Consider the following 12,060-nt stretch of genomic DNA (forward strand, 5'->3'; position numbering starts at 1 on the left):
GTCTCGTGGCGTGCCGACTCGCCGGTAATCTGATGCGTCGGCCGCCGACCACCGGTCGGCGGCACTCGCATGTTCGGCGCCGAGGCAGTCACCGCACCGGCCCGAACACCCACCGTCCGCCCGTCACCACAGCAGAGGAGCGTCTCGAAGTGCCCAGCTCGACTCTCCGCCCGCAGCGGCCCACGGTCACGTCGGCGACCGAGCTGGCCGGAGAGATCGGTCTGCGCCACGGAGTGCTCGTCGACGGTGCGCTGGTCGACGCGACGGACGACGTCGGCGTCACGGGCATCGAACTGCGCGCGCAGAGCATCCTGGCGGGCGATCTCTTCGCGGCCCTGCCGGGCGCTCGGTCGCACGGCGCCGCCTTCGCGGGCGAGGCGCTCGAACGCGGAGCGGTCGCCGTGGTCACCGACGACGAGGGTGTGGCCCTCATGATCGGTTCCGGCGTGCCCGACGGCACTGCCGTCCTGGTGCATCCGCAGCCCCGCTCGATCCTCGGCACGCTGTCCGCGGCGGTGCACGATCGGCCGTCCGACAAGATGACGGTCATCGGCATCACCGGCACCTCGGGGAAGACCACCACGTCCTATCTGGTGGAGGCGGCGCTGCGCGCTGCCGGACGCACTCCCGGGCTCATCGGCACCATCGAGACCCGTATCGGCACCGAACCGGTGCCGTCCGCGCTGACCACGCCCGAGGCTCCGAATCTGCACGCGATGTTCGCGGCGATGTACGAGCAGGGGGTGGACACGGTCGTCATGGAGGTGTCCTCCCACGCGCTGTCCCTCGGCCGGGTCGACGGCACCACCTTCGCGGTGGGCGCGTTCACGAACCTCTCGCAGGACCACCTCGACTTCCATCTCACCTTCGAGGACTACTTCGCGGCCAAGGCCCGGTTGTTCGCCGAGGACTCGCCGGTCCGCGCGGATCGCGCCGTCGTCTGCGTCGACGACCGGTGGGGCCGGCGCATGGCGGAGATCGCGGCGGCCGGGGGCCGAGCCGCCCCGCTCACCGTGGCGACCACGACCGAGGGGACGGCCTCCTGGTCGGTGACGTCCTGGTCGTCCGGGCCGGACGGCACCCAGCAGTTCGAGGTCGCCGCACGGGACACCGTCGTGTCGGCGTCACTCCGGATGCCGGGGCGCTACAACGTCGCCAACGCCGTGGTCGCCGCCGCCGTGTGCGCGGAGGTCGGGGTGGATCCGGCGGTCGCCCTCGCCGCGATGGCCGAGGTCGACGTGCCCGGCCGCATGCAGCGCGTCGAGCGTGGTCAGAACTTCCTGGCCGTCGTCGACTACGCCCACAAACCCGCCGCACTCGAGGCGGTGCTGGCCACTCTGCGCGCTCAGACCGACGGCCGCATCGCCGTCGTCGTCGGCGCCGGGGGAGACCGCGACGCCGAGAAGCGGCCGCTGATGGGCGAGGCCGCGGCGCGCGCCGCAGACCTGGTCGTCATCACCGACGACAACCCCAGATCCGAGGACCCGGCCGCCATCCGCGCGGCCGTTCGGCGAGGCGCCGACGCCGTCGGCGGTAGCGCCGAGGTGCGCGAGATCTCTCCGCGCGACGAGGCGATCCACGCCGTGGTGCAGTGGGCGAAGGACGGCGACGTCGTCCTGATCGCCGGCAAGGGCCACGAGGTGGGGCAGGACGTCGGCGGCATCAAGTACCCCTTCGACGACCGCCGTGTGCTCGCCGACGCCCTCGACCGACAGAAAGGCTCGATGTGATCCGACTGTCCCTGTCCGCCGTCGCGGACATCGTGGAGGGCACACTGCACGACGTCCCCGATCCCTCCGTGGAGATCACCGCCGGCGTCGAGTTCGACTCCCGGAAGATCACCGAGGGCGGACTGTTCCTCGCTCTGCCCGGCGAGCGCGTGGACGGCCACGATCATGCCGCCGGTGCCGTCGCCGCCGGTGCCGTCGCGGTGCTCGCAGCGCGGCCGGTGGGCGTTCCCGCCATCGTCGTCGAGCACGAGGACGGACCCGGCGCGGCCGTTCTGGACGCACTCGGGAAGCTGGCCGCGGCGTCCGTCGCCGAACTGGCCGCCGGCGATCTCACCGTCGTCGGTGTCACCGGAAGCTCGGGGAAGACATCGACCAAGGATCTGATCCGCGCGGTGCTCGAGCGTGCGGGCACCGTGGTCGCACCGCCCGGCTCCTTCAACAACGAGCTCGGGCATCCCTGGACCGTGCTGCGCGCGGACGCCTCGACACGGTTCCTCGTCCTCGAGCTGTCGGCGCGGGGACGCGGCCACATCGCCGCGCTGGCCGCGATCGCACCGCCGCGGATCGGTGTGGAACTCAACGTCGGCACCGCGCACCTCGGCGAGTTCGGCTCGCGCGAGAACATCGCCGAGGCCAAGTCCGAACTGGTGCAAGCGCTTCCGGCTGCGGAGGCCGGTGGTCTGGCGATCCTCAACGCCGACGATCCGCTGGTGGCAGCGATGGCGTCGAAGACCACCGCTCGCGTCGTCACCTACGGGTCGGACACCAGTGCCGACGTCCACGCGCTGGACGTCCGCCTCGACGAGACCGCGCGCGCGTCGTTCACCATGGTCACGCCGTCGGGGAGCGCTCCGGTGTCGCTGCTGGTCCACGGCGAGCACCAGGTGGGCAACGCATTGGCGGCGGCGGCCGTCGGCCTGGACTGCGGCATGGACGTCGAGACCGTCGCGGCCGCGCTGTCGGGCGCGGAGGCCGCCTCGGCCCGGCGCATGGACGTGCGCACGCGCGCCGACGGCGTCACCGTCGTCAACGACTCCTACAACGCCAACCCGGATTCGGTACGCGCCGCGCTGAAGGCGCTCGTCACGATGGCGCGCAGTGGCCGCGACAGGGGTCGGCGGTCCTGGGCCGTGCTGGGTGAGATGGCCGAACTCGGCGACGAGTCGGTGATCGAGCACGATCGGATCGGGCGCCTCGCGGTGCGTCTGGCCGTCAGCAAGATCATCGTCGTGGGAACGGGTCGCCCGTCGCACGGCCTGTACCAGGGTGCCGTCATGGAAGGGTCCTGGGGCGAGGAGGCCCACCTGGTTCCCGATGCCGACGCCGCGATCGCGCTGCTGCGCGACGAGGTTGAGCCGGGTGACCTGGTGTTGGTGAAGGCGTCCCAGTCGGTGGGGTTGTGGACCGTCGCGGAGGCATTGCTGAGCGAGCAGGGGGAGACTCGGTGAGACAGATTCTGTTCGCGGGCGGTATCGCGCTGGCGGTGGCGATCCTGCTGACGCCCGTGTTGATCAAGGCGTTCTCGAAGCAGGGGTTCGGCCAGGAGATCCGGGTCGAGGGTCCTGCGAGCCACCAGTCCAAGCGCGGCACGCCCACCATGGGCGGCGTCGCGATCCTCGCCGGTCTGTGGGCCGGCTACTGGGGCTCGCACCTCATCGGCATCGGCTACGACGCGGACGGGCCGTCGGTGTCGGCGCTCCTGGTGCTGGGTCTGACGACGGTGCTGGGCGTGGTGGGCTTCCTCGACGACTTCATCAAGATCCGCAAGCAGCGCAACCTCGGACTGAACAAGACGGCCAAGCTGGTGGGTCAGCTGTTCGCCGCGGTGATCTTCGGTGTCCTCGCACTGCAGTTCAACGGTGCCGGCGGACTGACGCCGGGCAGCGTCCAGCTGAGCTACGTGCGCGACATCGCGACCGTCTCCATGGGCGGCATCGTCTTCATCCTGTTCTGCTACCTCCTCGTCAGTGCCTGGTCCAATGCAGTCAACCTGACCGACGGCCTCGACGGACTCGCGGCCGGATCGATGACCCTCGTGCTGGGTGCGTACACCGTCATCACGTTCTGGCAGTACCGGCAGGCGTGCACCACGAGTCCGGGACCCGGCTGCTACGACGTGCGTGATCCGCTCGACCTGGCCCTGATCTGTGCCGCTGCGGCGGGTGCGTGCATCGGCTTCCTGTGGTGGAACGCGGCGCCCGCCAAGATCTTCATGGGCGACACGGGCTCGCTCGCGCTCGGTGGCCTGCTCGCCGGCCTGTCCATCGTCACCCGGACCGAACTGCTGATGGTCGTCATCGGTGCGCTCTTCGTGGCCGAGGCCGCGTCCGTCGTGATCCAGGTGGCGGTCTTCCGGTCGAGCCGCCGACGAGTGTTCCGGATGGCCCCGTTCCATCACCACTTCGAGCTCGGAGGTTGGGCCGAGACGACGGTGATCATCCGTTTCTGGTTGTTGGCCGCCATCTCGTCGGCCGTCGGACTGGCTCTGTTCTACAGCGAGTACCTCTCGGCGATCGGCGACTGACGTGGTGTTGCACGATCCCCGCGAACCCCTCACGTCACCGCTCGACCTCCGGGGTCGCCGGGTTCTCGTCGCCGGTGGCCGGGTGTCCGGCCGCGCCGTGATTCCCGCGCTGCTCGAGGTGGGAGCCTCGGTGACGGTGGCCGACTCGGACGCGTCGTCCCTCGAGGCCTGCGCCGATCTCGGGGTGGACACGGTGTCGATGGACGCGATCGCCACCGACCGCGACGCGGTGGCCGAGAGCGCCCTCGTCGTCACCAGCCCGGGATTTCGCCCCGATTCGCCGTTGCTCACCACCGCGCTCACGGTCGGCGTGCCGGTGTGGGGCGACATCGAGTTCTCCTGGCGTATCGATCAGGCCGAGGTCTACGGGCCGCCGCGCACCTGGTTGGTGGTCACCGGGACCAACGGCAAGACCACGACGACGTCGATGCTCGCGGCCGTCCTCGACGCGGCGGGAGTGGCGTCCGCGGCGTGCGGCAACATCGGCGTACCGGTCGTGGACGCGCTGCGACGCGACCCCCGGGCGGACGTGCTCGCCGTGGAACTGTCCTCCTTCCAATTGTTCTGGGCGCCGTCGGTGAGACCCGCGGCCGGGGTGGTGCTCAACATCGCCGAGGACCATCTCGACTGGCACGGCGGCATGGAGGCCTACGTCCAGGCGAAGCTCCAGGCGCTGCACGGCGACGTCGCCGTGGTGGGGCTGGACGACGCGATCGCGTCCACGCTGCGAGCGCGCGCCGCGGCTCCGATCACGGTCGGGTTCACTGCGCACGACCCTGCTGCCGGCGATGTCGGTGTCGTGGACGCCACGATCGTGGACCGTGCGTTCGGTGACGCCGAGTCGCTGGTGGAGACGGACGCCATCGAACCCGCAGGGCCCGCGGGACTGCAGGACGCGCTCGCCGCGGCGTCGCTCGCGCGCGCGGCCGGGGTCTCGGCCGAGCACATCGCGGCCGGTCTGCGGTCGTTCCGCGTCGGACCGCACCGCGCCGCCGTGGTGCGTGAGCTCGGTGGGGTGCTGTTCGTCGACGACTCGAAGGCCACCAATCCGCACGCCGCGAGGTCGTCGATCCTCGCGCACGAGCGCGTCGTGTGGCTCGCGGGCGGTCTGCTCAAGGGCGCGGAGGTCGACGATCTCGTCGCCGAGGTCGCCCCGCGGCTCGTCGGTGCCGTGGTGTTCGGCCAGGACGGCGACGTGATCGCGGCAGCACTCGGGCGACACGCGCCGGATGTGCCCGTGGATCGGGTGCCGTCGGGAGACGATGCTGGAGTGGCCGATGCGACTGATGTGACTGACGGTGACGAAGTGATGGCACAGGCGGTGCGAGCAGCCGCGCGCCGCGCCGAGCCGGGAACCACCGTGCTCCTGGCACCCTCGACCGCCTCGTTCGATCAGTTCCGGGACTACGGGCACCGCGGCGACAGCTTCGCCGCCGCCGCCGCGAGCCTCGGCCCGCACGATCTCGCTCCCACCGCCGACCACGGCACGCCGGCATGAGCCCGGCCCGCGGCGCCACGACACCCCCGTCGCGCGCCGGCGGACCCGTGACCGAGCCGGTCACCGCCGCCCGCCCCGGCCGTACGGCTCCGCGTCGACGACCCGTCCGCGCGAAGTTCGAGACATGGGTGGACCGGCCCCTCGCGTCCTTCCACCTCATCGTCACCGTGGCGGCACTGCTCACCATCCTCGGACTCGTCATGGTGCTGTCCGCGTCGTCCGTCGAGGCCTACGCCGAGGACGGTTCCGCGTACACGATGTTCACCCGGCAGGCCATCTTCACCGTGGTCGGCCTGGTGCTGTTCGTCGTGGCGCTGCGCCTCCCCATCCGGATCCTGCGCAAGATGTCGTTCCCGATGTTCGTGGTGTCGGTGATCCTGCTGGTGCTCGTGCTGATCCCCGGCATCGGAACGGTCGCGCAGGGCACCCGCGGATGGTTCACCATCGGCGGAGTCGGCCTCCAGCCGTCGGAGATCTCGAAGGTGACCTTCGCCGTGTGGGGCGCGCACCTGCTGGCGTCGCGCCGGGCGGAGCGTGCCGACCTCAAGGGTCTGCTGATTCCCCTGGTGCCCGCCGCGATGGTGATCTTCTTCCTCATCGTGATGCAGCCCGACCTCGGTACCACCGTGGCTCTGGGCATCATCCTCATGGCTCTGCTGTGGTTCGCGGGTCTGCCGGTCAAGGTGTTCGGATCGGTCGTCGGCGGCCTCTTCCTGGCGGCGGTGGTGCTCGCCCTGACGGCTGGGTACCGCTCCGCGCGTATCCAGCAGTGGCTGAACCCCGGCAGCGACCCGCAGGGCACCGGATACCAGTCGCGGCAGGCGCTGTACTCCCTGGCCGACGGTGGGTTGTTCGGTCTCGGCCTGGGTCAGAGCCGAGCCAAGTGGAGCTATCTTCCCAACGCGCACAACGACTTCATCTTCGCGATCATCGGCGAGGAACTCGGCCTGGTCGGGTGCATCGCGGTCATCGGACTGTTCGGGCTGCTGGTCTTCACGGGCCTGCGCATCGCGGCGCGGGTGCCCGATCCGTTCATGAAGATCCTGGTGGCGACGTTCACCGTCTGGATCCTCGCGCAGGCCGCCATCAACATCGGCTACGTCATCGGGCTCCTGCCCGTGACGGGACTGCAGTTGCCCCTGGTGTCCGCGGGCGGAACGTCCACCGCCATCACACTTCTGGTGCTCGGGCTGCTCGCCAACATCTCGCGACACGAGCCCGAGGCGGTGGCCGCACTCGCGTCGGGTCACGACGGGAAGTTCGGCAGACTGCTCAGACTGCCGGTGCCCGAGCCCTACTCGCCGGTCAAGGCGTCGCAGGCGCGAGGCGGACCGCGTGGTCCGGGCCGACAGGGGGTGGCGGGACCCGCTGCGCGCCAGGCGTTGCCGCCACAGGCGCGACGACGCGAGTCCGAGGCCCGCGCGGCACGCCCCGCTCCCGAGCGACACACGTCCGGACGCCCGTCCGCGCGGGATCCCCGACGGGGCGCCGCGGACATGGCACGCAGCGCCGCTGCCCGCGACGCACGATCACGAGAACGGAGACATCACCGGTGACAGGCTCTTCCGGCGTGTCTGTCGTCGTCGCCGGCGGCGGCACGGCGGGACACATCGAACCAGCTCTCGCAGTGGCCGACGCCCTGCGGGAGCTGGACCCGTCGATACGGGTGACGGCACTCGGAACCGAACGCGGGCTCGAGACGACGCTGGTACCCGCTCGCGGTTACGAGTTGGCGCTCGTTCCGCCGGTGCCGTTGCCGCGCAAGCTGACCCGGTCGCTGTTCGCGTTGCCGGCGAACGTCGTGCGATCGGTCCGCGCCACGCGTGCGGTCCTGCGCGACGTCGACGCCGACGTGGTGATCGGCTTCGGCGGGTACGTCGCGCTGCCGGCCTACCTCGCCGCTCGCGGCACGGTGCCCGTGATCGTGCACGAGGCGAATGCGCGGGCCGGTATCGCGAACAAGGTGGGCGCCCGCCTGGCGACGAGAGTCCTCGCCGCCGTCGCCGGCTCCGGGATCCACGGCCGCGGGTCGTCGGAGGCCGAGATCGTGGGCATCCCCGTCCGGCCGACCATCACCGAGCTCGACCGGGCCGCACTGCGCGCCGAGGCGCGTGCGCACTTCGGACTGCCGCAGCACGGTCCCGTGCTGCTCGTGTTCGGTGGGTCGCAGGGCGCCCGATCGCTCAACCTCGCCGTGTCCGGCGCGTCGGCCGCGCTCGCGGCCGCCGGCGTGTCGGTGCTCCACGCGCACGGCCCGAAGAACACCCTCGACGTCGCCACGGCCGATCCGGACGCCCCGTACGTGGCGGTGCCGTACCTGACCCGCATGGACCTCGCCTACGCCGCCGCCGATGCCGTCGTGTGCCGGTCCGGCGCGATGACCGTCGCGGAGGTCTCGGCCGTCGGTCTGCCCGCCTTCTACGTACCCTTGCCCCATGGCAACGGGGAACAAGAACTCAACGCGGCCCCGATCGTCGCGGCCGGCGGTGGTGTCGTGATCGCCGACGCCGACCTCACGCCGGAGTTCGTGGCCACCGACGTGGTGTCGCTGCTGACCGATCCCGATCGCGTGTCGGCCATGAGTGCGGCCGCCGCGGGCGCGGGTCATCGAGGCGCCGCCGCGGAGGTCGCGCGCATCGTTCTCGAGGTCGCCGGACGAGGTGGTCGGGCATGACGCGACACACCGTCGACGCGACCCTGCCGCCCGAACTGCAGCGCGTGCACATGGTCGGCATCGGGGGAGCGGGCATGTCGGGGATAGCCCGGATCCTGCTCTCGCGCGGTGGCCAGGTGTCGGGCTCCGACGCCAAGGAGAGTCGCGGCGTGAAGGCGCTGCGCGCCCGCGGTGCCCAGATACGGATCGGGCACGACGCGTCGGCGCTCGACATGCTCGAAGGCGGCCCGACGGCGTTGGTCACGACGCACGCGGCCATCCCGAAGACGAACCCGGAGCTGGTCGCGGCCGCCGAGCGTGGTGTGCCCGTCCTCCTGCGTCCGGCCGTGCTCGCCTCGCTGATGAAGGGTTTCCGCACCGTCCTGGTGTCGGGGACGCACGGCAAGACCTCCACCACGTCGATGCTCGTCGTCGCGCTGCAGCACTGCGGTGCGGATCCGTCCTTCGCCGTGGGCGGCGAGCTGAACGAAGCGGGTACCAACTCTCATCACGGCACCGGCGAGGTCTTCGTCGCGGAGGCGGACGAGAGCGACGGGTCGCTGCTGCAGTACGACCCCGACGTCATCGTCGTCACCAACGTGGAGGCGGATCACCTCGACTACTTCGGCAGCGAGGACGCCTACGTCCAGGTGTTCGACGATTTCGCCGCTCGTCTGTCCGCCGGCGGTGCCCTGGTGGTGTGCACGGACGACCCCGGGTCGCGGGAGCTGGCGCGTCGGGTCGCCGCGAAGGCGACCGACGGTGTGCGGGTTCTGACGTACGGCTCCGAGGACGCGCAGGTCGACGGCGCCGAGGTGTCCGCGACGCTGCTCGGGTGGGAGCCCGAGGACACCGGCGGCGTGGTGCAGTTCCGGCTGGCCGGCGAGGACCGTGCCCGCACCGTGCGCCTGGGTGTGCCCGGCCGGCACATGGCGCTGAACGCGCTGGCCGCCATCGTCGCCGCGCGCGAGACCGGGGCCGGAGTCGACGAGATCATCGAGGGGCTGGCCGGGTTCGCCGGTGTGCACCGACGGTTCCAGTTGCAGGGCCGTGAGCGCGGCGTGCGCGTGTTCGACGACTACGCCCACCATCCCACCGAGGTCCGCGCGGTGCTCGGTGCCGCGGCGGACCTGGTGCGCACCGCGGACACTGCGACCCCCGGTCGCGTGATCGTCGTGTTCCAGCCCCACCTGTACTCGCGCACGGTGACCTTCGCGGACCAGTTCGCGGCCGCCCTGGATCTGGCCGACGAGGTGGTCGTGCTCGACGTCTACGGCGCGCGCGAGGAGCCGGTTCCCGGTGTCAGCGGAGCGACGGTGGCCCGGTCGGTGACCAAGCCGGTGCACTACCAGCCCGATCTGTCCGCGGTGCCGCGTCAGGTGGCGCACCTGTGTGTCGCCGGCGACATCGTGGTGACGATGGGCGCGGGCGACGTGACCATGCTGGGAAGCCAGATCCTCGACGCTCTCCGCTCCACCCCGGCGCGGCGCTGAGTTCGGGACGTGACATGGCAGGACGACAGACCGTGAACGCGCGCGGTACCGGCCGCACCCGACCCGCGGCCACACCGCGTCGTGTCGGTGCGGAGCGGTCGACGCGGTCGCGCACGTCGACGCGGGCGCCGGCGCGCGAACCGCGTGTCGGTCGCCGCGGCAAGCTGTTGATCCTTCTCGCGCTCGTCGCCTCGGTCGCCTTCGTGGCGGTGTCGTACTTCGGTCCGCTGTGGGCGGTCTCCTCCGTGCAGGTGAACGGCAACGCCGCGGTCTCGCGCGAGCAGGTCGTGCAGACGCTGCAGGTCGCGGAGGGGACACCCCTGCCGAGAGTGGACACGGATGCTGCCGCGGCGCGGGTCGCCGCCATCCCGAAGGTCGCGTCGGTCCGGGTCCAGCGCGTGTACCCGTCCACGGTGCGGGTCACGGTCGAGGAGCGCGTTCCCGTCGTCTTCTTCGACGCGGCAGACGGTACCCATCTGATGGACGCCGAGGCCGTCGACTTCGCGGTGGAACCGCCCCCGCCCGGGGTGGTGCGCATGGTGGTGGCCAGCCCGTCCTTCGGCAACCTCGAGACCCGTGCGGCCCTGTCGGTGCTCACCGCGCTGCCCGGTCCGCTGCGATCGCAGGTGGCACAGATCGACGCGCCGACCATCTCGGCGGTGTCGTTGACGCTGTACGACGGCCGGGTCGTGGTGTGGGGGAGCAGTGAGGACACGGAGTACAAGGCGTCCATCGCTCTGCCACTGCTCACTCAGCCGGGTCAGACCTACGACGTGTCGAGTCCGGATCTGCCGACCATTCGGTGACGGTGACGTCCCACATAATTTTCCTGCGCGTGTCGGCGCGCCTAATGGAACCCGCCGAGCGGTGTCTCTAGCGTTTCACCCAGTCGATCACTTGACATAACTATGAACCTATGGTTTAGGTTGAGGGTTTGCCTCGACTGCATCATGCACACCAACCACGGAAGGCGAGAGCCCATGACGCCCCCGCACAACTACCTCGCCGTAATCAAGGTCGTCGGCATCGGCGGCGGCGGCGTCAACGCGGTCAACCGCATGATCGAGCAGGGACTCAAGGGAGTCGAGTTCATCGCGGTCAACACGGACGCGCAGGCGCTGCTCATGTCGGACGCCGACGTCAAGCTCGACGTCGGTCGCGAACTCACCCGAGGCCTCGGCGCGGGTGCCGATCCCGAGGTGGGCCGCAAGGCCGCCGAGGATCACAAGGACGAGATCGAAGAGGTGCTCAAGGGCGCCGACATGGTGTTCGTCACCGCGGGCGAGGGTGGCGGTACCGGCACCGGTGGAGCCCCCGTCGTCGCGAGCATCGCGCGCAAGCTCGGCGCCCTCACCGTCGGTGTGGTGACGCGGCCCTTCTCCTTCGAGGGCAAGCGACGCGGCGGTCAGGCCGACGTCGGCATCCAGGGTCTGCGCGAGTCGTGCGACACCCTCATCGTCATCCCGAACGACCGGCTGCTGCAGCTCGGCGACGCGGCCGTCAGCCTCATGGACGCGTTCCGCTCCGCCGACGAGGTGCTGCTCAACGGTGTCCAGGGCATCACCGACCTCATCACCACTCCCGGCCTCATCAACGTGGACTTCGCCGACGTCAAGGGCGTCATGTCCGGTGCGGGCAGCGCCCTCATGGGCATCGGGTCCTCGCGCGGCGAGGGGCGCGCCATCAAGGCGGCCGAGTCGGCCATCAACTCGCCGTTGCTCGAGGCGTCCATGGAGGGTGCACGCGGAGTGCTCCTCTCCATCGCCGGCGGATCCGATCTCGGTCTGTTCGAGATCAACGAAGCGGCATCGCTGGTGCAGGAGGCCGCGCACATCGACGCCAACATCATCTTCGGCACCGTGATCGACGATTCGCTGGGCGACGAGGTACGCGTCACCGTCATCGCCGCCGGTTTCGACGGCAGCGGTCCGGCCCGTCGCCCCATCGAGGCACCGCAGAGTCAGTCTCGCGGCGCCACCGTGGGAACGGCCCGCGCGGGCGAGACGCGTACCGAGGACGACGGTCCCGCCGTCTTCCGCGACGCGCCGTCCTCGTCTCTTCCCCCCATCGGCGAGCGCGCCGCGCGTGCCACCGGACATCCCGTCCGGGTGGAGGACGAGGGCGACGACGACGTGGACGTGCCCTCCTTCATGCGTCGGTGA

The 12,060-nt window shown here is 70.8% G+C and carries 9 protein-coding genes; all 9 read left to right on the forward strand.

Features of this window, described 5'->3' with window-relative positions; translation table 11 throughout:
• Nucleotides 1-149 precede the first annotated feature (149 nt).
• The 9 genes from J4E04_RS08325 (at nucleotide 150) to ftsZ (ending at nucleotide 12,060) form a co-directional block, all read left to right on the forward strand.
• Nucleotides 150-1,730 carry a UDP-N-acetylmuramoyl-L-alanyl-D-glutamate--2,6-diaminopimelate ligase gene (locus tag J4E04_RS08325; RefSeq protein ID WP_490150339.1) on the forward strand — a complete coding sequence of 527 codons (1,581 nt, stop codon included), beginning with the start codon at nucleotides 150-152 and terminating at the stop codon, nucleotides 1,728-1,730.
• Nucleotides 1,727-3,178 (forward strand): UDP-N-acetylmuramoyl-tripeptide--D-alanyl-D-alanine ligase, encoded by a 1,452-nt coding sequence (locus J4E04_RS08330; RefSeq protein ID WP_027505846.1) that lies wholly within the window; start codon nucleotides 1,727-1,729, stop codon nucleotides 3,176-3,178. Before J4E04_RS08325 ends, J4E04_RS08330 begins: the two co-directional genes overlap by 4 nt.
• A complete protein-coding gene (mraY, locus tag J4E04_RS08335; protein WP_027505847.1) occupies nucleotides 3,175-4,254 on the forward strand; it encodes a phospho-N-acetylmuramoyl-pentapeptide-transferase in 1,080 nt (359 codons plus the stop codon). Before J4E04_RS08330 ends, mraY begins: the two co-directional genes overlap by 4 nt.
• A 7-nt stretch (nucleotides 4,255-4,261) precedes the next feature.
• On the forward strand, nucleotides 4,262-5,752 hold the full coding sequence (murD, locus tag J4E04_RS08340; protein WP_490150515.1) for a UDP-N-acetylmuramoyl-L-alanine--D-glutamate ligase: 1,491 nt from the start codon (nucleotides 4,262-4,264) through the stop codon (nucleotides 5,750-5,752).
• On the forward strand, nucleotides 5,749-7,308 hold the full coding sequence (ftsW, locus tag J4E04_RS08345) for a putative lipid II flippase FtsW (RefSeq protein WP_222630588.1): 1,560 nt from the start codon (nucleotides 5,749-5,751) through the stop codon (nucleotides 7,306-7,308). Before murD ends, ftsW begins: the two co-directional genes overlap by 4 nt.
• On the forward strand, nucleotides 7,305-8,426 hold the full coding sequence (gene murG / locus J4E04_RS08350; protein WP_490150340.1) for an undecaprenyldiphospho-muramoylpentapeptide beta-N-acetylglucosaminyltransferase: 1,122 nt from the start codon (nucleotides 7,305-7,307) through the stop codon (nucleotides 8,424-8,426). The genes ftsW and murG overlap by 4 nt, the downstream gene beginning before the upstream one ends.
• The gene (gene murC / locus J4E04_RS08355; RefSeq protein WP_056445582.1) at nucleotides 8,423-9,898 is read left to right on the forward strand and encodes a UDP-N-acetylmuramate--L-alanine ligase; all 1,476 of its coding nucleotides are present in this window, start codon (nucleotides 8,423-8,425) and stop codon (nucleotides 9,896-9,898) included. The genes murG and murC overlap by 4 nt, the downstream gene beginning before the upstream one ends.
• Nucleotides 9,899-9,912: 14 nt before the next feature.
• Nucleotides 9,913-10,704, forward strand: coding sequence for a cell division protein FtsQ/DivIB (locus J4E04_RS08360; RefSeq protein WP_082544518.1), 792 nt, complete (start codon nucleotides 9,913-9,915; stop codon nucleotides 10,702-10,704).
• 174 nt (nucleotides 10,705-10,878) lie between these two features.
• Nucleotides 10,879-12,060, forward strand: a complete 1,182-nt coding sequence (gene ftsZ, locus J4E04_RS08365) for a cell division protein FtsZ (RefSeq protein ID WP_027505852.1) — start codon at nucleotides 10,879-10,881, stop codon at nucleotides 12,058-12,060.

The sequence above is a fragment of the Rhodococcus sp. NFXS4 genome, from assembly GCF_058139645.1.

Bases quoted from the DNA above. Each gene is read 5' to 3' on its own strand.
- murC (WP_056445582.1), top strand. From the start codon at position 8,423: ATGACGCGACACACCGTCGACGCGACCCTGCCGCCCGAACTGCAGCGC.
- ftsW (WP_222630588.1), top strand. From the start codon at position 5,749: ATGAGCCCGGCCCGCGGCGCCACGACACCCCCGTCGCGCGCCGGCGGA.
- J4E04_RS08360 (WP_082544518.1), top strand. From the start codon at position 9,913: ATGGCAGGACGACAGACCGTGAACGCGCGCGGTACCGGCCGCACCCGA.
- ftsZ (WP_027505852.1), top strand. From the start codon at position 10,879: ATGACGCCCCCGCACAACTACCTCGCCGTAATCAAGGTCGTCGGCATC.